At 58.9% G+C, this 24,764-nt stretch carries 15 protein-coding genes and 9 pseudogenes; 18 read left to right on the top strand and 6 right to left on the bottom strand.

Annotated features, from left to right (window positions below; all coding sequences use genetic code 11):
- Positions 1 to 475: 475 nt before the first annotated feature.
- From CBM2586_RS31155 to CBM2586_RS31165, 3 pseudogenes are all read right to left on the bottom strand, one after another.
- A pseudogene (locus tag CBM2586_RS31155) lies at positions 476 to 905 on the bottom strand (transposase); the annotation flags it as partial.
- Between the two features lie 34 nt (positions 906 to 939).
- Positions 940 to 1,307: pseudogene (locus CBM2586_RS31160) on the bottom strand (helix-turn-helix domain-containing protein); the annotation flags it as partial.
- A 265-nt stretch (positions 1,308 to 1,572) separates the two neighbouring features.
- Positions 1,573 to 2,941: pseudogene (locus CBM2586_RS31165) on the bottom strand (ISNCY family transposase).
- A gap of 93 nt (positions 2,942 to 3,034) precedes the next feature.
- On the opposite strand from CBM2586_RS31165, the pseudogene CBM2586_RS31170 reads away from it, so the two are divergent.
- From CBM2586_RS31170 to CBM2586_RS31205, 8 genes and pseudogenes are all read left to right on the top strand, one after another.
- A pseudogene (locus CBM2586_RS31170) lies at positions 3,035 to 3,802 on the top strand (IS5 family transposase).
- A 332-nt stretch (positions 3,803 to 4,134) separates the two neighbouring features.
- Positions 4,135 to 5,637, top strand: a pseudogene (locus tag CBM2586_RS31175) (toluene monooxygenase).
- Between the two features lie 24 nt (positions 5,638 to 5,661).
- Positions 5,662 to 5,922, top strand: coding sequence for a toluene-4-monooxygenase system B family protein (locus CBM2586_RS31180; protein WP_012354739.1), 261 nt, complete (start codon positions 5,662 to 5,664; stop codon positions 5,920 to 5,922).
- Positions 5,915 to 6,265, top strand: a complete 351-nt coding sequence (locus tag CBM2586_RS31185; RefSeq protein WP_018003718.1) for a Rieske 2Fe-2S domain-containing protein — start codon at positions 5,915 to 5,917, stop codon at positions 6,263 to 6,265. The genes CBM2586_RS31180 and CBM2586_RS31185 overlap by 8 nt, the downstream gene beginning before the upstream one ends.
- Positions 6,266 to 6,284: 19 nt before the next feature.
- On the top strand, positions 6,285 to 6,602 hold the full coding sequence (locus CBM2586_RS31190; RefSeq protein WP_012354741.1) for an MmoB/DmpM family protein: 318 nt from the start codon (positions 6,285 to 6,287) through the stop codon (positions 6,600 to 6,602).
- A 12-nt stretch (positions 6,603 to 6,614) separates the two neighbouring features.
- Positions 6,615 to 7,613: an aromatic/alkene monooxygenase hydroxylase subunit beta gene (locus CBM2586_RS31195; protein ID WP_115691569.1), complete on the top strand. Its 999-nt coding sequence runs from the start codon at positions 6,615 to 6,617 to the stop codon at positions 7,611 to 7,613.
- A gap of 555 nt (positions 7,614 to 8,168) precedes the next feature.
- Positions 8,169 to 9,719: an IS4 family transposase gene (locus tag CBM2586_RS31200; protein ID WP_240991493.1), complete on the top strand. Its 1,551-nt coding sequence runs from the start codon at positions 8,169 to 8,171 to the stop codon at positions 9,717 to 9,719.
- A gap of 1,124 nt (positions 9,720 to 10,843) precedes the next feature.
- Positions 10,844 to 11,267: pseudogene (locus tag CBM2586_RS31205) on the top strand (IS481 family transposase); the annotation flags it as partial.
- Between the two features lie 73 nt (positions 11,268 to 11,340).
- On the opposite strand, the gene CBM2586_RS31210 reads toward CBM2586_RS31205, so the two are convergent.
- The gene (locus tag CBM2586_RS31210) at positions 11,341 to 12,168 is read right to left on the bottom strand and encodes a sterol desaturase family protein (protein ID WP_012354745.1); all 828 of its coding nucleotides are present in this window, start codon (positions 12,166 to 12,168) and stop codon (positions 11,341 to 11,343) included.
- An 887-nt stretch (positions 12,169 to 13,055) separates the two neighbouring features.
- Between CBM2586_RS31210 and CBM2586_RS31215 the strand changes: the two genes are divergently transcribed.
- Positions 13,056 to 14,156 carry an IS5 family transposase gene (locus CBM2586_RS31215; RefSeq protein WP_012354747.1) on the top strand — a complete coding sequence of 367 codons (1,101 nt, stop codon included), beginning with the start codon at positions 13,056 to 13,058 and terminating at the stop codon, positions 14,154 to 14,156.
- A gap of 370 nt (positions 14,157 to 14,526) precedes the next feature.
- Here the strand turns inward: CBM2586_RS31215 and CBM2586_RS31220 are convergent.
- Positions 14,527 to 15,474 (bottom strand): annotated as a pseudogene (locus CBM2586_RS31220) (IS5 family transposase); the annotation flags it as partial.
- Between the two features lie 251 nt (positions 15,475 to 15,725).
- On the opposite strand from CBM2586_RS31220, the gene CBM2586_RS31225 reads away from it, so the two are divergent.
- Positions 15,726 to 16,211, top strand: a complete 486-nt coding sequence (locus CBM2586_RS31225) for an adenylyl-sulfate kinase (protein ID WP_256461668.1) — start codon at positions 15,726 to 15,728, stop codon at positions 16,209 to 16,211.
- Positions 16,212 to 16,464: 253 nt separating this feature from the next.
- Here CBM2586_RS31225 and CBM2586_RS31230 read toward each other — a convergent pair whose 3' ends face one another.
- Complete coding sequence (locus CBM2586_RS31230; RefSeq protein WP_240074695.1) at positions 16,465 to 17,418, bottom strand: aminotransferase class III-fold pyridoxal phosphate-dependent enzyme; 954 nt, start codon at positions 17,416 to 17,418, stop codon at positions 16,465 to 16,467.
- 98 nt (positions 17,419 to 17,516) lie between these two features.
- On the opposite strand from CBM2586_RS31230, the gene CBM2586_RS31235 reads away from it, so the two are divergent.
- The 8 genes and pseudogenes from CBM2586_RS31235 to CBM2586_RS31270 all read left to right on the top strand — a co-directional run.
- Complete coding sequence (locus CBM2586_RS31235; protein WP_012354651.1) at positions 17,517 to 18,617, top strand: IS5 family transposase; 1,101 nt, start codon at positions 17,517 to 17,519, stop codon at positions 18,615 to 18,617.
- A 186-nt stretch (positions 18,618 to 18,803) separates the two neighbouring features.
- Positions 18,804 to 19,766 (top strand): IS5 family transposase, encoded by a 963-nt coding sequence (locus CBM2586_RS31240; RefSeq protein WP_012354594.1) that lies wholly within the window; start codon positions 18,804 to 18,806, stop codon positions 19,764 to 19,766.
- 232 nt (positions 19,767 to 19,998) lie between these two features.
- Positions 19,999 to 20,959, top strand: a pseudogene (locus CBM2586_RS31245) (IS5 family transposase).
- A gap of 856 nt (positions 20,960 to 21,815) precedes the next feature.
- Positions 21,816 to 22,574 (top strand): type II toxin-antitoxin system MqsA family antitoxin, encoded by a 759-nt coding sequence (locus CBM2586_RS31250; RefSeq protein WP_012354751.1) that lies wholly within the window; start codon positions 21,816 to 21,818, stop codon positions 22,572 to 22,574.
- A 48-nt stretch (positions 22,575 to 22,622) separates the two neighbouring features.
- On the top strand, positions 22,623 to 23,102 hold the full coding sequence (locus CBM2586_RS31255; protein ID WP_157625308.1) for a protein-export chaperone SecB: 480 nt from the start codon (positions 22,623 to 22,625) through the stop codon (positions 23,100 to 23,102).
- 219 nt (positions 23,103 to 23,321) lie between these two features.
- Complete coding sequence (gene tnpA / locus CBM2586_RS31260; RefSeq protein ID WP_081479552.1) at positions 23,322 to 23,732, top strand: IS66-like element accessory protein TnpA; 411 nt, start codon at positions 23,322 to 23,324, stop codon at positions 23,730 to 23,732.
- Positions 23,729 to 24,076, top strand: coding sequence for an IS66 family insertion sequence element accessory protein TnpB (gene tnpB, locus CBM2586_RS31265; RefSeq protein ID WP_012354753.1), 348 nt, complete (start codon positions 23,729 to 23,731; stop codon positions 24,074 to 24,076). Before tnpA ends, tnpB begins: the two co-directional genes overlap by 4 nt.
- 30 nt (positions 24,077 to 24,106) lie before the next feature.
- A pseudogene (locus CBM2586_RS31270) lies at positions 24,107 to 24,702 on the top strand (IS66 family transposase zinc-finger binding domain-containing protein); the annotation flags it as partial.
- Positions 24,703 to 24,764 lie beyond the last annotated feature (62 nt).

Raw genomic sequence — 24,764 nt, forward strand, 5'->3', positions numbered from 1 at the left:
GTGTACGTTGAGGCTCGCCAAGTCTTTGCTTTTCCTTTGCTGTGCCGTCTTCGCTTGCTGCGCCGCCCAGCGACCTCGCCGAATACCTGTCGGGGTTTCGAAGCGCTGTGGCTGATATTGCCGGAACTGTCACGGTCGTCCGGGTCCGCCCAGTCACGATTGCGGAGAGCGGCGGCATGATGTCCGCGAAAGGCCAACACCATTTGTCAAAGCTAAATTGAAATCTATGGTCAGCCCGATCTTTGCAAGGTTGAGGTCGATGATCTGTGGCTTGCCTAAATCTATCCAGAGTCTGCTTGGAGATTGCTCTCCCGCTCCACGATGAAAGTCGCGCCCGGTAGTATTAAAAATGTCCGCACTTTGTGGTAGCTATACAATTTGTCAGGGTGTCCACCGGGCCACTGGGCCGTTGGGTCATCAATGTCAACGTCGCAAAGCCTGAATTAACAAATAATCCTGCGCGGTCAGCCCACCTTCAGCTCGCCGCGGCCACGGGGATTTGGTAATCACTGCGGCGGTACAGCAACGCCCACGCTATGCTTGCAAGCTTATTGGCCAAGGCACACGCGACGACGTTTGGATGGCGCCGTACGAGCATCTTCCGAAGCCAATCCCAAGCCATCCGTTCGTCGATGAAGACGTGTCATTACAGAGCATGCGCATTGAATCAGCAGGCAACGTATGCTTTTGTCGCCTCGCTTACTGATACCGAGCAGAGCCGGGCGACCGCCAGTACTGTATTGCCGCGGCACTAGCCTTATCGATGCGGCAATGTCACGCCCGGAGCGAGAATTCTTTGCATCCCCCAGTTCAGCGGCCAACAAGCTGTCGGTAATGGCTCCAATGCCCGGGATGGCAAGCAGGCGCAGAGCGTTGTCGTCTTCCTTAAGCTGCTGCGACAGTTCCGCTTGACCTGGTCGTCAAGGCACTTGAGCGGGACCAGAAACCAGCGTCGATCATGATCCGGCGCACCGTCTCGGTGGCCAGGTCGATGCCATGGCGCTCGCGCAGCTTCTCGGCGGCGAGCGTCGGGCCGAAGTCGGCGTAGCTGCCGCGAATCAGGCCGCGCACGCGGGACTCCAGCCCCGACGGCAGCTGGCGGTTGCTGTCACGGCCGCGCTTACGCGAGCCCAGGCCACTCGGACCATCCTCGCGGTAGCGCAGCACCAGCCGTTCCACCTGGCGCCGCGACAAGCCGAGCTTCTCGCGGCGCGCCAGACCGCCAGGCCATGGTCGACCACGGCCTGAATCACCTTGAGCCGATCGAGTTCGCGCATCGTCGTCGTGATGGTCTCGGGCTTGCGCATCGCGGCCTCCAGTCTCGGACAGACGGAAAGCCGCCAGCATGCCAGCCTGGGCAAGGGGTACGTCATTTCTATTTGGCTCAAATGCGACATTACTATTTGGGCCAACACGTGCTGTCAAAGCTAAATTGAAATGTCCGGTCTCTGGCTAAGTTGAAATGTCCGGTTGATCGGCTATTGGGTGAGCGTAGGGCGGTAGTGCTGTCCTGACGTGACTGAGTCCAAGCCGTGCTGCCTGAGCCCTGTTGAACTGCCAGCGCAAGCTGAATCAGTTTTCCGTTCCGTTAAGCGGCCACGGCTGCTCCTGCAGCCTTTGCAACGCTTCCAACATATCGTTCTGGCCGAGCGACCGCTGCGATTTCTTGCCGGGCGGCCGTCCACGCTTGCGCGGAACCCCTCCGTGCCAGGCACAGAGAGCGAACGCGTGTTATCGCGCTTCTCCTGCACGTATTGCGCCAACTGCAGCACATGTCCCAGGCGCTTGTTGTCCACGATCGCGCCCTGGTCCACTTCCGACAGCCGGTCATAGGTGGTGTAGGGCAGGGCGGCGCCATTAGCCCGCGGCTCGATCCTGCCATCTGGGTAGTGATAGACGTCGATGTAGCAGCCAGCCAGCTTGCGATGCTCCGGCGGGTCCGCCAGCAGGTAGAGCATCTTGTCGTACTGGATCGTCAGGCTCTTGGACACGCAGCGTGGCTCGCGCCACGCGAAGATCAGATCCCGATTCTCGTCCGGTCGCAGCGGTCGATGGGCGTTGTGGTTGTTGCGCGGCACCTTGGCAAAGCGCGCGTTGTAGTCGGCGATGAACTCCGCCATGAAGCCATTGGCCGCCTCCATGGTGCTGATGCCACGCAGGCGCAGCTCCTTGACCAGCCGGTCCTGCAAGGTCAGGTGTGTCCGTTCCACGCGGCCTTTTGCCTGGCTGCTGTTGGCGCAGATGCCTTCGATGTTCAGTTCGAACAAGGCCCGCGCAAACTGCGTATGGCCGTCGCCGCTAGTTGCTCCTTGCTTGTTGACCCGGAAAACGCTGGCCTTGTCACTGTAAAACGCCACCGGCTTGCCGTGGCGCTCCAGGTAGGCGCGGGTCGCCGCGAAGTACGTGAACGTGGCCTCCGAATGGGTAAAGCGCAGCTCCATGATCCGGCTGGTGGCGTCGTCGACATAAACGAGCAGCGTGCAGGCAGGCGCGCGTTCCTCAAACCAGCGGTGATCGCAGCCATCAATCTGAATCAGTTCGCCATAGCAGGCGCGCCGATTACGAGGCTGATAGACCTTGAGCGGGCGCTGTTTGCGCGGTACCCACAGGCCGGCAACCATCATCAGCCGCCGGACCGTTTCCTTCGCCAGAGTGAGCCCGTGTGCTTCGCGCAGCTTCTCGGCCGCCAGGGTCGGGCCGAAGTCGCATAGTGTTCCCGGATCAGGCCGAGCGCTGCGGCTTCGCGCTCGCCAGACAGACGGTTGTTGCTGGGTCGGCCGCGCTTGCGCGAGACCAGCCCGGCTGGGCCTTCCAGCCGGTAGCGCTCCAGTAACCGCCGCAGCTGCCGGTCAGTGATCTCCAATCGTTCGGCGGCCACGCCAGGCCGCAACTGACCATCCATGACCGCCTGGACGGTCTTGAGCCTGTCAATCTCGCGCATGCTTAGAGACCGTTTCAAAAAGACCCCGAGGGGGCTGTTAACCTTTTCGGCAAGCTGTTAACCTTGGCCATCTGAACGATGGGAACCGAGGGGATGAGCGCGCCGATCATCGATGACGAGCTGTGGGCACTGATCGAACCTTTGCTGCCGCCGCCGAAGCCGCGACGCAAGAAATATCCAGGCCGCCTTCCGGTTTCGGATCGAGCTGCGCTGAACGGCATCTTGTTCGTGTTCAAGACCAGCATACGCTGGTGCGACCTGTCGACCAAGTTGGGATTCGGTTCGGGTCCGACCTGCTGGAGGCGCTTGCGCGACTGGCAGAAGGCTGGCGTGTGGAAGCGATTGCACGAACTATTGCTGGCGAAGCTTCGCGAGGCCACGAACTCGATTTCTCACGAGTAGCCGTCGATTCATCGTCGGTGCGAGCCGTTGGGCGGGCGAAAAACTGGCCCGAACCCCACGGATCGCTCGCGACCAGGTTCCAAGCACCACATCCTCGTCGATGCAAATGGCGTCCCAATCAGCGCAATCCTGACCGGGGCGAATCGCAACGACGTCACCCAATTGCTGCCGCTCGTCGACGCGATCCCGCCCATTCGCGGCGTGCGCGGCCGACCGCTTCAGAAGCCAAAAGTCATCTACGCAGACCGAGGCTATGACTCCGAGCCACATCGTCAGCGGCTTCGCGAGCGCGGCATCAAGCCGGTGCTTGCCAAACGCCGGACTGAGCACGGTAGTGGTCTGGGCAAGTTCCGCTGGGTTGTCGAACGTACCCAAGCGTGGCTTCACAACTTTCGTCGTCTTCGCATTCGCTTCGAACGTCGAGCTGACATTCATGAAGCGCTCCTCAAGTTCGGCTGAATTCGATGCACCTGGTATTTCCAGTAGGCGTCCATGGTTGGGCCGAATGAGTCTTTCCCCTTGTCCCAGTGGTGGATTTTGATGCCTTCGTAGGTGTCGTAGGGAAATCCACAAGGAACTGGCACCTTGTTGCGACGCCCAGATCCGGGCCTCGAAATCCAATGGAGTACCCGCCATTCCTTACGCTCCCACTGCTTTGCAGTGCAGCATGACTATATCGCCATGCCCGCTGGCATTACATTTGCACAAGGGAATGCGCTCCGGATCTGCGGCCTTTCGCAACCGGGACTGCAAAGCAAGAAGGACATGACATCCACCAAGGAGAATATCCCATGGCGCTTTTGGAACGCGCAGCGTGGTACGACATTGCCCGCACAACGAACTGGACGCCGACGTACGTCGCCGAGTCCGACCTTTTCCCGGAGGTCATGGCAGGGGCACAGGGCGTGCCCATGGAAGTCTGGGAAACCTATGACGAGCCCTACAAGACATCGTATCCAGAATATGTCCGCATTCAGCGCGACAAGGACGCTGGCGCCTACTCCGTGAAGGCCGCGCTGGAGCGCAGCCGCATGTTCGAGAACGCCGATCCCGGCTGGCTGTCTATCCTGAAGGCACATTACGGCGCCATCGCGCTCGGCGAATACGCAGCGATGAGCGCCGAGGCACGAATGGCCCGCTTCGGCCGCGCGCCAGGGATGCGCAACATGGCGACGTTTGGCATGCTTGACGAGAACCGTCACGGGCAATTGCAACTCTACTTTCCGCACGACTACTGCCAAAGGATCGTCAGTTTGACTGGGCGCACAAGGCCTATCACACCAACGAATGGGCCGCGATCGCTGCCCGCAGTACCTTCGACGACCTATTCATGTCGCGCAGCGCGATCGAGATCGCCGTGATGCTTACGTTTGCCTTCGAAACCGGTTTCACCAACATGCAGTTCCTCGGGCTGGCGGCCGATGCGGCGGAAGCCGGCGACTTTACGTTCGCCAGCCTCATTTCAAGCATCCAGACGGACGAGTCACGGCACGCGCAGATCGGCGGCCCGGCACTGCAGATCCTGCTGGCCAACGGGCGCAAGGAGCAGGCGCAGCAGCTCGTGGACGTGGCCATTGCACGCGCATGGCGCCTGTTCTCCCTGCTGACCGGCACGTCGATGGACTACGCTACGCCGCTGCAGCATCGCAAGGAGTCATTCAAGGCGTTCGTGACGGAATGGATCGTCGGCCAGTTCGAGCGCACCCTGATAGACCTCGGTCTCGACCTGCCCTGGTACTGGGACCAGATGATCAATGAGTTCGACTACCAGCACCATGCTTACCAGCTGAGCATCTGGTTCTGGAGGCCAACCATCTGGTGGAATCCGGCCGCCGGCATGACGCCGGACTGCCGTGATTGGCTCGAAGAAAAGTATTCCGGCTGGAATGACACGTTTGGCAAGGCCTGGGACGTCATCATCGACAACCTGCTCGCGGGCAGGAAGGAGCTCACCGTCCCGAGACGTTGCCCATTGTGTGCAACATGAGCCAGTTGCCAATCTGCGCGGTGCCGGGCAGTGGCTGGAACGTCAGGGATTATCCGCTCGAGTACAACGGCCGCACGTACCACTTCAATTCCGAGATCGACCGTTGGGTTTTCCAACAGGACCCCGTGCGTTACCGCGACCACCTGACCCTGGTCGACCGTTTCCTCGCCGGGCACATCCAGCCGCCCGACCTGGGGGGGCACTCCTGTACATGAACCTCGCCCCCGGCGAGATTGGCGACGACGCACACCATTGCGCATGGGTGGCGGCATACCGCCGCCAGCGCGAACAGAACAAGACCGCCTGATGCGGCCATCAGATGGATAATGACATGGCACTGTTTCCAGTGATTTCGAATTTTCAATACGACTTCGTGCTGCAGCTCGTCGCCGTCGATACGGAGAACTCGATGGACGAGGTAGCGGCGGCCGCCGCGCACCATTCAGTCGGCCGTCGCGTAGCGCCTCAGCCCGGCAAGGTCTTGCGGGTGCGGCGCCAGGGGAGCGACCATTTCTATCCCCGCGACGCCCGGCTCGGCGACACCGATATCAAGCCGATGGAGTCACTCGAATTCATTTTTTGCGATGCATAAGGACACCAAAAATTTCCAGACAGTCTCCACACTCGACGAGCTGTGGGAAGGCGACATGGCCGAGGTCGTGGTGGACAGCCACGTCATCGTACTTGTCCGCCCACGAAGCGGCACGCCACGCGCATTCCAAGGCATCTGCCCGCACCAGGACATTCCGCTCGTAGAGGGAAATTTCGACGGGCGCGTACTGATGTGCCGGGCCCACCAGTGGACATTCGACGCCAACACAGGCAGGGGCATCAACCCCAGTGGATCCCGTCTCGCAGAGTATGCCATCAGGGTAGATGGTGACGACATACTTATCGCTGTCGAAGGCGTCGAACCACTGTTCGCCAATTGCTGATATTGCAAAGGAATCGATCATGAGCAGGGATCACAACACCGCCGAGGCGTACCGAAATAACCGCGTCGGCCCCGTGCTTCGCGCCAGCAGCATCACGTCCGGCGTCATCGAGGCCGCGCGGGAAGACAATCCGGGTAAGGAGATCCGTGTCGACGACAAGCTCGCATACGTGCGCATCGACACCGACGGCGAACTGATCCTGCGCCGAGCTACGCTGGAGGATACGCTGGGCCGCCCGTTCAGGATGTCCGAGCTGGAGGTCAACCTCAGCTCGTTCGCGGGCCGCATCGAGACCACGGACGACTACGTCCTCTTCTATTACAAAAAGACGCTGTAACCGGAGACGAGCATGACTACTCAACCGGACGTCCTCAAGCCGCTAAAGACCTGGAGCCACCTGGCCGCGCGGCGGCGCAAACCAAGCGAGTACGAGATCGTCTCGACGAATCTGCACTACACGACCGACAACCCCCACGCGCCGTTCGAACTCGATCCGAATTTCGAGATGGCGCAGTGGTTCAAGCGTCACCGCAACGCCTCGCCGCTGAAACACGCTGACTGGAACGCCTTTCGGGACCCCGACGAGCTCGTCTACCGCACCTACAACATTCTGCAGGACGGTCAGGAAACCTATGTGTCCGGTCTGCTGGACCAATTTTCCCAGCGCGGCCACGACTCCATGCTGGAGCACTCCTGGGCCGGCACGCTGGCGCGACTGTACACGCCGGCACGTTATCTGTTCCACACACTGCAAATGGGATCGGCCTACGTGACGCAGATGGCCCCCGCCTCCACGATCTCGAACTGCGCCGCCTACCAGACCGCCGACTCGCTGCGTTGGCTCACCCACACCGCGTATCGAACGCGAGAGCTGTCTCAGATCTTCAGCGACGTGGGCTTTGGCACCGACGAGCGCAGATGCTGGGAGCAAGATCCGGCCTGGCAGGGTTGGCGCAAGCTGGCCGAACACGCGCTCGTTGCATGGGACTGGGCAGAGTCCTTCGTCGCCTGCAGTCTAGTATTGAAGCCGGCGATGGAGGAAGTGGTCTTGCGCGGGCTTGGCGAGGCGGCGCGCCACAACGGCGACACCCTGCTCGGCTTGCTGACTGACGCGCAGCTTGCCGACGCCCAGCGGCACCGGGGCTGGGCCGGCGCGCTCGTCCGCATGGCCCTGGAGACCCCAGGCAATCGTGACGTGCTGGCCGGCTCGATTTCCCGGTGGGCGGGGCTCGCGGACGATGCGATTGCGGCCTACGGCGCGGCGTTGCCCGACGCGCCGAACACGAAGGCACGTGCCTGCGCGGCCGTGCGCGATTTCTGGGACATCATCGGCCTGGCGGGCCTGTAACGCAAGAAGTGTCGGGAGATGCGACTCGACAGCCAGCATTGGAGCCCTATGAAATGCCAGATCGATCCGAAGGCGGCGCGACGTTCACCGTAGACGCGGAAGAAGACACTCTGCTGCGCAGCCCCGCGCGCCGGCATGACCTGCCAGCGGCGGTTCGAGGCGCGTCCACTTCTTCTATGGCGCCCGGCGCTCCTATCGACGTCCTGGAGAAACTCGCCGAAGACGAGCGCCTTGCGCGCTGTCGGTGGTACTGTCCGTACCGCAGAGCGCCTGGAAGAGTCCAACGGGTTTTCGAGCGTACGCTGACAGCTCGGCTCGGCAGTTACGACTTCTATATTTGCAGGCCTCCTTGAGCGAAACCGCGCAGGTGCTCCCGATGCACCAGGTGCGGACCCAATCCACCCAAGTTTAGCCGTCAATAGAATCGCGATTTGCCCCGCGAACGCTTGACATGTGACGAGGTTCGAGCGGCCGCCGCCCTGCTTGCGCTGGCTGTTTAGCGCAAGCAGGGCGGCGGCCAATAGAGGATCGCTTCTCGATCTTCGCTTGGCTCTCATGCCCCTGACCGATTTGTTCGCTTCGCTTACCGAATATCTGCACACCAAGGTCTTTCACGATCTTGCTCGCCATCCCGAACGACCCTCCGCATTCACCCGTCAGCGCAAGCTCACTCTGCCGACACTGATCGCCTTCATGCTTGGCAACTTGCGCATGGGCGTACAAGCCGAACTCGATCAATTCTTCGCCGCGCTCGCGCGCCAGAACATCTTGCGCCGTTGCGTCAGTGAACAAGCCTTCGCCCAGGCTCGCAGCAAACTCAGCGGCGATGTCTTTGCTCACCTCAATGACTGGCTGCTTCGGCAGGTGTCAGACCATTTGCCGCGCTGGCATGGCTTTCGGCTAGTCGCCGCGGACGCCTCACACCTGCGTTTCGCCATCCGCCACAGCCATCTGCCTCGAGCCGCCACTCGCGATCAACTCGCCTTCGGCCTATACCTGCCCGGGGCCGAGATCATGCTCGCCGCCTCACTGCACAGCGTGCACGAGAACGAACGCCAGATCCTGTTCGAGCATCTGGACCGCCTGCAATCCGACGACTTGCTCTTGCTCGATCGCGGCTACCCCGCCCGCTGGCTGGTGGCCGTGCTCAACCAACGAAAAATCCCTTTCTGCATGCGCGCCGACGGTAGCGGCTTTGCTGCCGTGCGGCACTTCGTCCGCTCCGGTCGCGACGAGGCCATCGTCACGCTCCCGGCTCCAGCCCGAAATGACGCGCGCGACTATGAGTGTGCGGCTACTCCGCAGACCGTCCGGCTGATCCGGCAGATCTCGCCAGCCGGCAAGGTGCGCGTGCTCATCACCAATCTGCTCGACATGCACCACTATCCGGCTGCCACCTTCCGCGATCTCTATCACCAGCGCTGGCGCCTCGAGGAGGCGTTCAAACGCCTCAAACACCGCATGGCACTCGAACATCTGTCCGGCCTCTCGCAGTTGGCCGCCAGGCAGGACTTCGGCGCCAAAATCCTATGTGACAACCTGCACGCCCTATGCTGCCTCACCGCCGCGCAGGAACATGACATTGACTCGGACCATCGGATCAACCGTACCTACGCCATTACCGCGCTCAAACCTGTCCTGCCTGCGGTTCTGCTCGGCCTGCGCTGGGCCAGGGCTGCTCTGAATGAGACCTTGGCCTTGATCGCAACACGTATCCATCGCGTGCGACCGGATCGCGCCAAGCCCGTCCGCCTCGCCAGAAGCCTCATCATGCTGCCTATAAGGCTTGTTGATGCTTACAGTAACTTGGGTGGATTGATTTCTCCCCCCGGGATGTCGGATGGGATCGTTGAAGAATTGAGTAATCGCTATATTATTGACGCGCTCCGGCGACATAAGGTCAACGTCAGGGATATTTCGCTCATTATCGATGCAGCACCCGCCTCACACGAAGCATGTCAAGTATTTTCGATTCCCACTGCCTACCCAACATTGCGCCGCCTCTACAGCCTGAAAGCGAATAGTCCTACAACGTCAGTTATTGGCGTGGTCGAATCCCCGTTCGATCGGCTAGCTTGCTCTGCGAGCTTTGAAGCGACCTACTAAATCATGCCGCGTCGACCCTCGTCGTGATCAGCCTATTGACTCCCACACATGCTCGATATTGAAGTTCAGGAAGAGCCGCCTCATCACCGCATTGCCCCAACAATTTCCCTTTCGGCTGATGCTGAAAATCTCCTGATGCTACCTGTGCATGGCTTAATATTCATCGCTCACCTACCGGGCAGCTTAGACCGGTCGTCGCAAGTACAGAAGACTGGGCAGATTGCAGATTTTCATCTACGGCTTTGGCGGGTGTCGCCAACCAAGCGATTTTTCGAGGTCTGCTATTCAGCTCATTGGCAACGGCCTGAATCTCTCGAGTGCTCCAATGGGCCAGGACAACCGCTCGACCCGTTCGTGACAGGAAGGTTACTTTCAAGCGGCGTCCGAGCGGATCTGTACAACCTTGCCCCATGGCGTTAGTTCGGCGACGCGGGTGAAGTGGGAGGCGAGCAAATACGCCGCAGGTAAGCCTCCGAATCGAGATCATTCAGGTTGGCTAGAGCCACCGCCGAATAGACGGCGGCGCCGCGTTCGCTGCTACGTCCGTTGTCGACTGACTTAATGCGCAGCCCATCGGCTTCGTGGTATCGCTTTTGGACGATACCTTGCTCAGCGCCGAGCGTAGCCAGACCTCGAAGGCTTACGCCCGTTCCTGTCGGACACGCTTTCGCTCGTAGGGCGCTTCTCGCGGATGTCAGCGTCGTTCCTGCGTGCCAGGAGAGATAGTGGATCTTTCGTCTAGCATGGGCAAGACATCCAACCCCTGAACATGGCGTCTTTATAAATGGAGTTGTAGCTTGCGACCGTGTCGGTGCAGAATTCTTCTGAAGCCTTTCACCAGGGCCGAGTTCTGCGGGAAGAGCGGATCTGAGTTCCTCCCTGACATACGTTCATCGAGGTGCCAAGCGGAGCCCGGTGCGACGCGTCCGGCGTTCGCCCGACGGGGAAACTGCGCGCCAAACCAGTCACACCAGTTCCGCACCCACTCGGTGTTGAAGCTCACCCCGCACTGGATGTGAAGCTGTAATGCGTTGTATCGTGGCTCATCTGAACTGAGTCTGGAAAACCGGAAGTCGCCAAACACCCAGACTTCCAAGAGCTCAGCCGGATGAAAACCCATAAGAATGCCAACCTTCGCCCGCCGACCCGAGATCCAAGACATCACCGAACATGGTCTGAGTGTCCCGAAGCAACCGCTTAGCCATTGCGTTACAGCACCGACGGCTCAAGTGGCTGGGCCGTTGTCTGGCCGGTAGCGTGCCGACGCTTCGTCCCGGCCGGGCCGCTCGCCGTGGAGGACCCGTCCAAGGCCCTGTTGATCGTGGAGTTGAGCCAACGGCGTATGCTCCAGCGGCAAATCGCCCGCAATGTTGGTGTTTCCGAACCCACTGTAGCCGGTGCTCGCGCGCGCTAGCCTGTCCAGGCTCGCGGGTCTTCAGCCACGCGAGCCCGTCATGCGCTTTGAACAGGCCGCTCCGGGTGACCTGCTGCACATCAATACCAAGCTCGGTCGCATTTGAGCGGCCCAGCCACCGCGTGACCGGCAACTCCGCGATTCAATTGGCAGCAACACAAGTGCGACAAGCCGTCATGAGGTGTGCACCGCACTTAATCGATAACCTTAATTCCGTACGCCACTTCCGACCGTCGCTTTGCGCCAGCGGCTTTGGTCAAAAGGAAACATAAGGTAATCGCGCACCGTGATCGGTTCAGACTGGCTTGCGAGGCCAACTTCCGGCCACTCGTCCTTTGTCGGCCAGTACGCCGTACGGAAAATCGTGTCCCAGAGCGTCGTAAATGTCCCGAAGTTTCGGCCCCTGTGACGCGCTTCTATTGAATGGTGAATACGATGGAACTTGCCATCCCCGACGATGTATCGTAGCAGCCCAAGATGAATTCGCGTGCTCGAGTGAGACAAGTGGACCTGAAAGGCAATCAGCGTCAGGGCAACAGTTGGCACGACGCCAGATTCGAAGCGGATCAGAGCGAGCGGCATTGCGACGAAAAAAGCATAAATAAGCGGCTCAGATAAGTGATGAGCACAATTCCAAGCCGTCAGTTCGCGGATAGAATGATGGGTGGCGTGCATGCGCCACAGGAATGGAATAGCATGCTGTGCACGGTGCATCCAGTAGCGGAAGAAATCAGCGGCAATTGCGACTAGAACGCCTGAAAGAACGCCGAAGCCCGCGCTAATAATTGCGTTGTCAGAGTGAAACAACGTCCCGAAATTCACCGTCAGGAGCGGCTTGACCCCTAACCATTCAAGAGCCACAGCGTAGACGTGCCAGACAACTGCAGCGAACCCAAGGCGAATGATCCAATTTCGTACTCCGCGAACATATGACGCAAAACTGTATCGATAAGCCGGAAACATCAGCTCGAGCGCGACACAGACGGTAGCGAATATCGCTACGAACTTGAACGAGTTTACGAAAAACCCGGCCATCTGATTTACATCAAAAAGGTGCAATTGTCTACTCCGTCAACGAGGCTGTATGCTTTCTGGTGGAGATTTTAGGCCAATGGAAACGCGATATGTCGCTCAAGCCATTTTCGCTCGGATCGCGCGCACAAAAACCAAGCAATCTTGACGTTACATTCCATGGCGTATTCACACAGAGATCTGCCACCGTTGGAATCTATCACGGATAGGTCGACATTTCTCGAAGTTTGGCAATCGATTGTTTGGATGGGACTCATTCGAATCCCAAATGACTCTCACACCTCCGCAGTTCTGGTCTACGCCGGAATCTCAGAAAATCCCGCCATAACGGCAAACGGGTTATGACGCAGGGCCGCTGTTCGATGAGGATTGTCGAAAAGGTGGCGGCGATCCTGACAGTATCGACAGACCCAATGTAGATTGGCTGGACCGGATCCAGATGTCGCTGAAGGCCGCCAGCGCCACATCGTACTAGCCATCGGTGTTGGTCGAGCGCATGGGCGTTCAAGTTTGGAGACGAGCCCGCCCAGGCCGCACACGCCGATGCCGGCCTTGAATACCGTTACGCCACCTGACAGATTGACCGCGAAGAAGAACGCCTTGGTCGGGACCATGTGCGACAGGATCGTTCTCGCGATCGCATTGCTTGCATTGATTCAGCGCGTTGAAGTTCGATATCTTTAAAACTCAAAGCCGAAATGCAAGACCTCGAATTTTCGGCCTCAGTGTGCGAGAACGGGTAGTTGAGGATATCTCCGACCGGACACGGTTCCAGGCCGGCATGGAGCGTTTAGCTTGGGAACTAACAGGCCGCTGAAATACCTCCAGCGGACGTCAGCGCGACGATTGGCTGAAGCGTTGCTTTGAGGATCCCATCCAATCCCACATTCATGCGCGGCGCAGATACCTTCACGGAAAGCTTGTTCACTATGCGGAGGCTGGAGGATTTCGTGCCGCAGTCCCATCCGCTGCGCTCGATCCGGACTATGGCCAACCAGGCGCTGGTGAAGATGGACCGGCTGTTCGCGCAGATGTACGAGGCCGATATCAAGGGTGGCCGCCCCAGTATCGCGCCGGAGAAGTTGCTGCGGGCCATGCTGCTGCAGGTGCTCTACAGCATTCGCTCTGAGCGCCAGCTCATGGAGCAGACGCAATACAGCCTGCTGTTTCGCTGGTTCATCGGGCTGTCGATGGACGACTCAGTTTGGGTGCCCACGGTCTTCACCAAGAACCGCGAGCGACTGATCAAGCATGATGCGGTGATCCAGTTTTTCAACGAGGTGCTGGCCATCGCGCAGAAGAAGAACTGGCTGTCGGGTGAGCACTTCAGCGTGGACGGCACGCTGATACAGGCGTGGGCAGGCCACAAGAGCTTCGTGCGCAAGGATGGCGACGACCAAGACGATGACGCCGGCGGCAACTTCAAAGGTCGCAAGCGCAGCAACGAGACACACGAATCCAAGACCGATCCCGATGCCAAGCTCTACCGCAAGGGCAAGACATCCAGTGAGCTGCGCTACATGGGTCATACCCTGAGCGACAACCGCCATGGCCTGGTGGTTAGCGCCATGGTGACCAAGGCGGACGGACACGCCGAGCGGGAGGCCGCAAAGGTCATGCTTAACGATGCCAGGCAGGTGATTGAAGACCTGAATGTGGAAGTCACCGTGGGCGCGGACAAGGGCTATGACGCGCACGAGTTCATTGAGGCCTGCCTGGAAATGAAGGTGACGCCCCACGTGGCGCAGAACACATCGGGTCGTCGCTCGGCCGTTGCTGATGCCATTGCTTCCAGCGCCGGTTATGCCGTCTCGCAACAAAAGCGCAAGCTGATCGAACAGGGCTTCGGGTGGGTCAAGACCGTGGGGCGCATGCGTCAGGTGATGGTGCGCGGTCTGAAGAAAGTCGATCAGATGTTTGTGCTGAGCATGGCCGCCTACCACCTCGTGCGCATGCGCTCGCTGGGACAAATCCGTCCGCAGTTGCAGTAATCGCGCTAATGAGGCCGGAATGGGCGCCAAAACGCGGAAAAAGCCGAGGCAGTGACGTCCGGCTTCCGGATTGTGAAAAACAGCGCTCCCCGCCTTGCGGGGAAAAACTCATCGCTAGCGCGATGAGTACTTCAGCAGCCTGCTAGGGAGGTGACTTGGCGGGCTTCGTGTCGATGGGCTTTGTTACTTTACCTAGGGATACTCTGCACAAACGCGAATCGAGTGTGCTTGGCCGTTTAACAGGAAGCTGAATGCGCCACGACGCCAACCTATCAGCTCGGAGCGAAGCTATCTCGCACGCGCGAAGCAGCATTCGCGGGCTGCGCGCGAGGCATCGGCGTGAGCCAGAAACGCGCTCATGCCCGGCAGCCAGCAGTTTGCCGCGCGCCATCCACAAGTTGGACAGTGCGAACAAGGTCATGAGTTGCGCGGTGTTCTTCCTCAGCCCTCGATAGCGGACCTTGGTGTAGCCGAACTGCCGCTTGATGACCCGGAACGGATGCTCGACCTTGGCCCGGATGCCCGCCTTGATTCGCTCGACCTGATCGACGAGCGCGCCAAGTGGTTTGCTTTGGTCCAGGACGCGACGTTTGCCTGGCTTCATCGCTACGTGCCAGTTCACGCCCGCCCGCGCGTCCGGACGCTTCTCCACGCCCTGATAGCCCGCATCGCCGAACGCGTCGGTTTCCTCGCCATGCAGCAGGCTGTTGCCCTCAACCACGTCGTTGACCTTGCCCGCCGTGCCCCGCACCGTGTGCACCAGCCCGCTTTCGGCGTCCACGCCAATGTGCGCTTTCATGCCGAAATACCACTGGTTTCCTTTCTTGCTCTGGTGCATCTCTGGGTCGCGTTCGCCCGACCCATTCTTGGTCGAACTCGGTGCGCTGATCAGTGTCGCGTCCACCACCGTGCCCGCGCGCAGCATCAATCCCTTGTCGCGAAGGATGTCGTTGACCAGCGCGAGGATCTGAGCGGCCAGCTTGTGCTTCTCCAGCAGGTGACGGAACCGCAGGATGGTGCTCTCGTCGGGCAGCCTCACCGTCCAGTTGTCCAGCCCGGCGAACTCCCGATACAGCGGCACGTCGTGCAGCGCTTCTTCCATCGCCGGGTCCGACAGGCCGAACCATTGCTGAAGGAAGTGGATGCGCAGCATTGCCTCGACCGCGAACGGGGGACGGCCGCGCTTGCCTTCCGGGGCGTACGGAGCGATCAGCATCACCAGATCGGCCCATGGCACCACACGGTTCATCTCGTCCAGGAATTCGCGCTTGCGGGTGCGCTTGGTCGACAAGTTCAGTCCAAGGTCAGTTTGTTTCATGCGCCACATGCTCGCTGGCTCGACGATTCATTGCAAGCACATCCGCCGGCTAATTGTGCAGAGCATCCCTAGCAAAGTTTCGGTAAACTGTGTTGAGGCCCGAATGCGAAGTTGGCAAAATGGGAACGTAGATCGATCCAACCGTGGTTTAAGAATTCATTGAAAAACGCTTGAATTTATTGCTGCATTCGTTGACACGGCCATCAATCATGAGCAAGTGGAATATGAAACAAAGAGGGCGTGCTATCGTCATGATTCAAGGCCTTCCGGGATCTGGCAAGACTACACTTGCTAGAATGCTTTTGGATTTAATTCCGACAGCCAGCTGGGTTAATGCGGATTTTGTTCGGGATAATATAAATCGTGACTTGACGTTTAGTTTTGTGCACCGAATCGAGCACGCTCGTCGTATGGCGGAAATCGCCAATCTGACGCTAAACTACGGTGCGAACGACCATTGCATTGTGGATTTTGTTTGTCCCACAACGGAAACGCGGAGAGCCTTTCTGGGGGCGGCAAAGTACCCAGTCTACACCGTGTTCATGAACACGATAACTGCTGACGAGTCTAGATTTGCAGATACGCGCAAAATGTATGAGGTTCCCACAGATTACGCGTTTCGGGTGAGCGGATATAAGACGGCGCAGGAATTGAGGGACGTTGCACGTACAATTCACTTGGTACTCCTAAGCAGATCCCCAAGTTTGTCGTTGACTAAACTCAGGCGGAGTCTTTGAATTTAATGGCAAATGAGTCTTGCGCGGAATAATATTAGTGCTGGTGCGACTCGGACCGAACCGGTCAGCAAATAGGCCTTCAATTTAGCCTATCACGTAATATCGGTGAAAGCCGCAGCCATGCTGCTACGGCAATTTGCGAAAGTAATAGGACATCTCTGCAACTGTAGCGATGCGAGTTATTCGGCGATTGTGCGTTTGGGGGCGGGTTCGAGCGGTAATCCTTGGCTGTGGGCATCTCGGTACCGGCCTTTCATAATTGTGCCCAATAAGTCTTGTTGGAGAGGCAAGTGTTCGCTGTCGCGCGAAACGCTCGCCAACAGTATTCGATCATGGATCTATCTGTAACCCGCGCGGTCATATCTTCGTCTTTGCAGTAGTCCGCGAGCGCACCCTTCAGCGCCTCTTGTAAAGTGCTGAAGAATGTGTTGCCCATGGAAATATTGCTCATGTAAGTTGCCGGGTAGCCTGTGTATATACCGTATTGAAGGCACCGTCGGACAAATGCACTTCCATGTCTTTGCGAAGGCATGACAATATCGAACATGGCGTCGCTTCCTAAGACACGCGCGGGTATTCCGAAGCTAGCGAACGACTCGTGGAACAACCTCTTGAGCACTGCGCCGCTATCCGCCAAGCGAGCTACAATGCCATCTTCTTCGAAAATTTGCTGCGTTAGATTAGCAGCTACGAAGGCTCGATTTTCACGTAAGTAGGTGTTGCCAAGATAAACACCATCCGCCCCGGACATGGCATCGGCCGTACCAATAACCGCAGAAAGGCCAATTCCCTGTGCGAGTCCTTCGGACAAGGTAATCAGGTCGGCCGGGACCCGGTGTGCTTGGCAGTAACCACCGTCGGCGTAACGAAGTCCGCAAAGCACCTCGTCAACGATCAAAAGCGCTCCATGCAGCATAGCCATTCTAGCGCTTTGGTGGAGTAACTCCGGAGGAAAGACCGATGGCTCTGGCGTGACTACAATTCCGGCGACTTTGCCTCTGTTCCAACTCAACATCTGCTGCAAGATATCTAAGTCATACTGAAAGTCCTGGATGTAATGGTCTTTGGCTGTAGAATCGTCAGACCACGGGTACCGTTGGAAGATGTCATGCCAACCGTGAAAACCGGCTGTTAGGATAATTGGTTGACCGGTTCGACGTCGTGCGATGCGGACAGCTGCCTCCGTTGCACAAGATCCGGTCCTCAAGAAGAAGGCCCTAGCAGGCCGCTGAAATACCTCCAGCGGACGTCAGCGCGACGACTGGCTGAAGCGTTGCTTTGAGGATCCCATCCAATCCCACATTCATGCGCGGCGCAGATACCTTCACGGGAAGCTTGTTCACTATGCGGAGGCTGGAGGATTTCGTGCCGCAGTCCCATCCGCTGCGCTCGATCCGGACTATGGCCAACCAGGCGCTGGTGAAGATGGACCGGCTGTTCGCGCAGATGTACGAGGCCGATATCAAGGGTGGCCGCCCCAGTATCGCGCCGGAGAAGTTGCTGCGGGCCATGCTGCTGCAGGTGCTCTACAGCATTCGCTCTGAGCGCCAGCTCATGGAGCAGACGCAATACAACCTGCTGTTTCGCTGGTTCATCGGGCTGTCGATGGACGACTCAGTTTGGGTGCCCACGGTCTTCACCAAGAACCGCGAGCGACTGATCAAGCATGATGCGGTGATCCAGTTTTTCAACGAGGTGCTGGCCATCGCGCAGAAGAAGAACTGGCTGTCGGGTGAGCACTTCAGCGTGGACGGCACGCTGATACAGGCGTGGGCAGGCCACAAGAGCTTCGTGCGCAAGGATGGCGACGACCAAGACGATGACGCCGGCGGCAGCTTCAAAGGTCGCAAGCGCAGCAACGAGACACACGAATCCAAGACCGATCCCGATGCCAAGCTCTACCGCAAGGGCAAGACATCCAGTGAGCTGCGCTACATGGGTCATACCCTGAGCGACAACCGCCATGGCCTGGTGGTTAGCGCCATGGTGACCAAGGCGGACGGACACGCCGAGCGGGAGGCCGCAAAGGTCATGCTTAACGATGCCAGGCAGGTGATTGAAGACCTGAATGTGGAAGTCACCGTGGGCGCGGACAAGGGCTATGACGCGCACGAGTTCATTGAGGCCTGCCTGGAAATGAAGGTGACGCCCCACGTGGCGCAGAACACATCGGGTCGTCGCTCGGCCGTTCCTGATGCCATTGCTTCCAGCGCCGGTTATGCCGTCTCGCAACAAAAGCGCAAGCTGATCGAACAGGGCTTCGGGTGGGTCAAGACCGTGGGGCGCATGCGTCAGGTGATGGTGCGCGGTCTGAAGAAAGTCGATCAGATGTTTGTGCTGAGCATGGCCGCCTACCACCTCGTGCGCATGCGCTCGCTGGGACAAATCCGTCCGCAGTTGCAGTAATCGCGCTAATGAGGCCGGAATGGGCGCCAAAACGCGGAAAAAGCCGAGGCAGTGACGTCCGGCTTCCGGATTGTGAAAAACAGCGCTCCCAGCCTTGCGGGGAAAAACTCATCGCTAGGGATGCTCTGCACAATTAGCCGGCGGATGTGCTTGCAATGAATCGTCGAGCCAGCGAGCATGTGGCGCATGAAACAAACTGACCTTGGACTGAACTTGTCGACCAAGCGCACCCGCAAGCGCGAATTCCTGGACGAGATGAACCGTGTGGTGCCATGGGCCGATCTGGTGATGCTGATCGCTCCGTACGCCCCGGAAGGCAAGCGCGGCCGTCCCCCGTTCGCGGTCGAGGCAATGCTGCGCATCCACTTCCTTCAGCAATGGTTCGGCCTGTCGGACCCGGCGATGGAAGAAGCGCTGCACGACGTGCCGCTGTATCGGGAGTTCGCCGGGCTGGACAACTGGACGGTGAGGCTGCCCGACGAGAGCACCATCCTGCGGTTCCGTCACCTGCTGGAGAAGCACAAGCTGGCCGCTCAGATCCTCGCGCTGGTCAACGACATCCTTCGCGACAAGGGATTGATGCTGCGCGCGGGCACGGTGGTGGACGCGACACTGATCAGCGCACCGAGTTCGACCAAGAATGGGTCGGGCGAACGCGACCCAGAGATGCACCAGAGCAAGAAAGGAAACCAGTGGTATTTCGGCATGAAAGCGCACATTGGCGTGGACGCCGAAAGCGGGCTGGTGCACACGGTGCGGGGCACGGCGGGCAAGGTCAACGACGTGGTTGAGGGCAACAGCCTGCTGCATGGAGAGGAAACCGACGCGTTCGGCGATGCGGGCTATCAGGGCGTGGAGAAGCGTCCGGACGCGCGGGCGGGCGTGAACTGGCACGTAGCGATGAAGCCAGGCAAACGTCGCGTCCTGGACCAAAGCAAACCACTTGGCGCGCTCGTCGATCAGGTCGAGCGAATCAAGGCGGGCATCCGGGCCAAGGTCGAGCATCCGTTCCGGGTCATCAAGCGGCAGTTCGGCTACACCAAGGTCCGCTATCGAGGGCTGAGGAAGAACACCGCGCAACTCATGACCTTGTTCGCACTGTCCAACTTGTGGATGGCGCGCGGCAAACTGCTGGCTGCCGGGGCATGAGCGCGTTTCTGGCTCACGCCGATGCCTCGCGCGCAGCCCGCGAATGCTGCTTCGCGCGTGCGAGATAGCTTCGCTCCGAGCTGATAGGTTGGCGTCGTGGCGCATTCAGCTTCCTGTTAAACGGCCAAGCACACTCGATTCGCGTTTGTGCAGAGTATCCCTAGGGATTCTCTGCACAATTAGCCAGCGGATGTGCTTGCAATGAATCGTCGAGCCAGCGAGCATGTGGCGCATGAAACAAACTGACCTTGCTGAACTTGTCGACCAAGCGCAACCGCAAGCGCGAATTCCTGGACGAGATGAACCGGGTGGTGCCGTGGGCTGATCTGGTGATGCTGATCGCTCCGTACGCCCGAGAAGGCAAGCGCGGCCGTCCCCCGTTCGCGGTCGAGGCGATGCTGCGCATCCACTTCCTTCAGCAATGGTTCGGCCTGTCGGACCCGGCGATGGAAGAAGCGCTGCACGACGTTCCGCTGTATCGGGAGTTCGCCGGGTTGGATAACTGGACGGTGAGGCTGCCCCGATGAGAGCACCATCCTGGGGTTCCGTCATCTGCGAGAGAAGCACCCGCTCAGATTCTTGCGCTGGTCAACGACATCCTTCGCGACAAGGGATTGATGCTGCGCGCGGGCACGGTGGTAGACGCGACACTGATCAGCGCACCGGGCTCGACCAAGAATGCGTCGGTGTCGGGCGAACGCGACCCGGAGATGCACCAGAGCAAGAAAGGAAACCAGTGGTATTTCAGCATGGAAGGGCACATTGGCGTGGACGCCGAAAGCGGGCTGGCGCACACGGTGCGGGGCACGGCGGGCAACGTCAACGACGTGGTTGAGGCCAACAGTCTGCTGCATGGCGAGGAAACTGACGCGTTTGGCGATGCGGGCTATCAGGGCGTGGAGAAGCGTCCGGACGCGCGAGCAGGCGTGAACTGGCACGTGGCGAAGAAGCCAGGCAAACGTCGCGTTCTGGACCAAAGCAAACCGCTTGGCGCGCTCGTCGATCAGGTCGAGCGAATCAAGGCGGGCATCCGGGCAAAGGTCGAGCATCCGTTCCGGGTCACCAAGCGGCAGTTCGGCTACACCAAGGTCCGCTATCGAGGGCTGAGGAAGAACACCGCGCAACCCATAACCTTGTTCGTGCTGTCAAACCTGTGGATGGCGCACGGCAAACTGCTGGCTGCTTGGGCATGAGCGCGTTTCTGACTCACGCCGATGCCTCGCGCACAGCCCGCGAATGCTGCTGCGCGCGTGCCAGAAACCTTCGCTCCGGGCTGATAGGTTGGAGTCGTGGCGCATTCAGCTTCCTGTTAAACGGCCAAGCACACTCGATTCCCGTTTGTGCAGAGCATTCCTAGGAGACTCTGCGGCTTCTTCAAAGTGTTTCCGATTTACAACGCTCGGCGCGCTCTCGTTGCAGCTGCCGTGCCGCACTTGCGGGGTAACGACTCTGGGGAGAGGCTTTGGTAACATCGGCGCTCAATCGGCCAAAAGCGTAGTATTAGTGGCTTATGCGGCGCTTTTTCTGTGACTAACCCAACGAACAGTAGCCATGGATGGCTAGAAATCTCTTGCGGAACTTACCACGGTGGTAAATAATCGAAAGAACGTAAGCCAATACGCCGGAGCGAGTCCCTCAGATGTAGGTGGAGGCAGTCGTAAAATTCAGGGGAAGGCAGATGGGCCTCTTTACGATCCTGCGGCACTCATCGCGCTGCTCGAGGTTGGGGCGGATGGCGAGAACTATGCGCCAGTCATTCCATTCACCGAAAAGTGCGCTAGGGACGTCCAGAAGTATGAGCTGGACGCAAGAGAGCTAGCCACTCTGGTGAAGGACGCTGTTCGGTCGGGCACTTTCAAGGGCTCTGAATGGTGCGAGAAGCAGCCGGGCGGCCCTTGGGCGGCATGTGATGTCTATGTACTGATTCGCCAGGAATGGAATGAGTACGCCTACAAAGACATCACTCAGGAGTACTACGTCAAGCTAGCCAACAATCGTACTGGCAAGCTGATCCTACTCGTATCAATGCATCAGTAACGGGAGATCCAAATGACTACGCATGTTCTCTGCGATGTGTGCGGGGAAGGCCATGTCGCGTCCGTGTATGGACAAAATGAGATCGAGCACAAGGGCGCAACGTTCTCTGTGCCATTTGTCATGTCGCACTGTGAGGAGTGTGGCAGTGACTACGCGTCAGCGTCTGACATGCGTCAGAACAAGCGCGCGGTAGTGGAGCTTCGTAAAAAGCTAGAGTGTCTTCTGACCGGGCAAGAGGTTCATGCCATCCGTGTCGGCGCAGGCCTGAAGAAGGTACAGGCAGTAAAAATATTCGGTGGTGGGCCGGTCGCCTTTTCGAAGTACGAAGCGGATGATGTGACCCAATCCGCATCAATGGACAAACTCATCCGCGTAGCTGCACAGGTCCCGACTGCATTGGCATGGCTTGCTCATGCGGCAGGTGAGGAAGAGGTTGCGACGGCGATCTGTTCCAAGGAAGTGTCCCGAATCTCTACCATCCTGGAAGCGGATGGAGTGTTAAAGGACGCACGATGTGTGGTTCACGCGGTCCTCAAACATACGCTGTTAGATTCTCCCATTTCCTGTTACTCGAAGGTCTTTGTATCCGAGAGCAGCGAAGAGGATGAACTTGCAGTTGATGTGCAGACAGGCGGGACAGTGCATAGTATGGCCCGCTTTGTTCAGCGCAAGAATGCAGCCTACGAAATGTCGCTCGATTATGACGCTCCAGCTTCGAACTTGCCTGCGGCACTGAAGAGCATGCAGAGCTATAAGTTAGAAGCAGCCTAAGGTATGAGACCGAGTCCATTAAAGCTCAATTCGCTTAGATTCTTGCACGTGAGCGTCTATCCCAGAAATGAGCCTGAGACGCTGGATCCAGTAGAGAACCCCGCGCCAATTGATACCTGGGGAGCAAATATTCATTGTTCCCTTACCCATGCCGAAGCTGATAAGCTAGAAGGCGGGGAGGTCCGCGACTATATGGTTGCGTTAGGGATTCAAGTCAGTGACGGCCCGGAGAAAGAAGTTCCTTACAAGATTGATGTCGAATGTGTGGGATATTTTTCGATACCAAATGGGTTCCCTGACGCGGCGGAACGTCTCGAAATCGCTGTTGTGAATGGTGCGTCTTTGCTCTATGGTGCGATCAGAGAGCAAATCGCAACCGTTACAAGTCGGTGTTGGTACGGTGAGCTACGATTGCCATCGCTGAATTTTCGAGAGGATGGCCCAGCGGCTCGCGCTGCGGCAGAGGCGAAGCGGCGCGCTGCAGAAGAAAAGAGCGGTGCAACTCAACCATCTGCCGATCCAGAGTGATGTAACTTTGCATCATGTCTTGACAAAGCGGCCCGCAATTATGCGGGCCGTTTGCATTTCTGGTGCTAATGCCCGATGGTCTGAGTTGATCCGCGGTTCTCCATGCGCAAGTCTTTCCTCGGTAAATTGCGAGACCACTCAGCTTATGAGTAAGCGAGTCGCAAGCACCGTCTGTACCGTTCAGTAGAGTGGCGCCAAAGTAGTTCCCACCAAATAGTGATGGGAACTACTTTGTCACAGTTACAGGAAGTACCAGTTGCCGGCGGTCGCAAAGGCCGGCCGAACTACAACGAGGAATTCAAGCGGCGATTGGCAGCCGCTGCGTGTGAGCCGGGTGTCTCGGTATCGAAATTGGCGCGCGAGCATGGCATCAACGCGAACATGCTGTTCACTTGGCGCCGACGCTATCGAACGGAGCAGTGCCAGGAAGCTGCGGTGTTGTTGCCGGTGACGGTTGAACGCCCAAGCTCGCCACCCGGTCCGATGCCAATGAGTCCGGGCGCTGCGGTTTGCGAGCCGACGCCGCCGCACGGCGCCATCGAGATCCGCCTGGGCCGAGCGGTGATTCGCATCGAAGGGGCAGTCGACGCGAGCACGTTGCGTACGGTACTGGACCGTTTGACGCCATGATCGGGTTGCCGGCGGGAACACGCATCTGGATCGCTGCAGGCGTGACCGACATGCGCTGTGGATTCAACGGGCTCGCCGCGAAGGTGGAGGCGACTCTGCAAGAGAGCCCATTCTCCGGCCATGTCTTCGTCTTCCGCGGCAGGCGCGGCAACGTCATCAAGGTGTTGTGGTCAACGGGCGATGGACTTTGCTTGCTCTCGAAGCGCCTGGAGCGTGGACGTTTCGTCTGGCCGAAGGCCGACAGCGGCAAGATCCACCTGACGCAAGCGCAGTTGTCGATGCTGCTGGAGGGGATTAACTGGAAGCAGCCCGAGCGCACCTGGCCGCCACAGTCGGTGTTGTAAACCTTGCGGCATGTGCGTAAACTGCCGCGCATGCCAATCGACCCCAGCGATCTCCCCGACGACATTGAGGCCCTGAAGGCCTTGGTGTTGGCACAGCGGGAATCGATCGTACTCATGGAACGGGCCTTGGCGGTCCGCTCCATGGAGATCGAGCAGCTAAATCTGCAGATCTCAAAGCTGAGGCGGATGCAGTTTGGCCAGAAGTCCGAGAAGCTGGATCGACAGATTGAACAGCTTGAGACCCGACTGGAAGATCTGCTGGCCGAGGAAGGTGCGGCTGAAACCGAAGTCGATCCGCAGGCAACCCCTTCTGTCCGGAAGAAAGCGGTACGCAAGCCGTTGCCGGAGCACCTGGAGCGGGAGGAGCGCATTCTCGAGCCCGAGACCGAAGCCTGTCCAGAGTGCGGCGGTAAGCTCAAGCCGCTGGGCGAGGACATCTCGGAGCAACTCGATATCATCAGCAATTCATTCAGGGTGATTCGGCAGGTGCGGCGCAAGAAGGCCTGCGCCTGTTGTGATTGCATCGTCCAGGCTGCGGCGCCAAGCCGGCCGATGAGCGCGGCATTGCCACGGCGGGACTGCACGCTCACATACTGGTTGCCAAATACGCTGATCATCAACCGCTTAGATAGCGTCAAGCAGGACGGCCGGTCCAGCGACAATCATTTTGGCCGGTTGGCCGGGATGA

Source organism: Cupriavidus taiwanensis (genome assembly GCF_900250115.1).
GTDB lineage: Bacteria > Pseudomonadota > Gammaproteobacteria > Burkholderiales > Burkholderiaceae > Cupriavidus > Cupriavidus taiwanensis_B.

Coding starts and splice junctions, on each gene's coding strand:
- CBM2586_RS31200 (WP_240991493.1), top strand. CDS start 8,169: ATGCCCCTGACCGATTTGTTCGCTTCGCTTACCGAATATCTGCACACC.
- CBM2586_RS31195 (WP_115691569.1), top strand. CDS start 6,615: ATGACTACTCAACCGGACGTCCTCAAGCCGCTAAAGACCTGGAGCCAC.
- CBM2586_RS31250 (WP_012354751.1), top strand. CDS start 21,816: ATGACTACGCATGTTCTCTGCGATGTGTGCGGGGAAGGCCATGTCGCG.
- tnpB (WP_012354753.1), top strand. CDS start 23,729: ATGATCGGGTTGCCGGCGGGAACACGCATCTGGATCGCTGCAGGCGTG.
- CBM2586_RS31240 (WP_012354594.1), top strand. CDS start 18,804: ATGAAACAAACTGACCTTGGACTGAACTTGTCGACCAAGCGCACCCGC.
- CBM2586_RS31225 (WP_256461668.1), top strand. CDS start 15,726: ATGATTCAAGGCCTTCCGGGATCTGGCAAGACTACACTTGCTAGAATG.
- CBM2586_RS31235 (WP_012354651.1), top strand. CDS start 17,517: ATGCGCGGCGCAGATACCTTCACGGGAAGCTTGTTCACTATGCGGAGG.
- CBM2586_RS31210 (WP_012354745.1), bottom strand. CDS start 12,168: ATGGCCGGGTTTTTCGTAAACTCGTTCAAGTTCGTAGCGATATTCGCT.
- CBM2586_RS31185 (WP_018003718.1), top strand. CDS start 5,915: ATGCATAAGGACACCAAAAATTTCCAGACAGTCTCCACACTCGACGAG.
- CBM2586_RS31190 (WP_012354741.1), top strand. CDS start 6,285: ATGAGCAGGGATCACAACACCGCCGAGGCGTACCGAAATAACCGCGTC.
- CBM2586_RS31215 (WP_012354747.1), top strand. CDS start 13,056: ATGCGCGGCGCAGATACCTTCACGGAAAGCTTGTTCACTATGCGGAGG.
- CBM2586_RS31180 (WP_012354739.1), top strand. CDS start 5,662: ATGGCACTGTTTCCAGTGATTTCGAATTTTCAATACGACTTCGTGCTG.
- tnpA (WP_081479552.1), top strand. CDS start 23,322: ATGGGAACTACTTTGTCACAGTTACAGGAAGTACCAGTTGCCGGCGGT.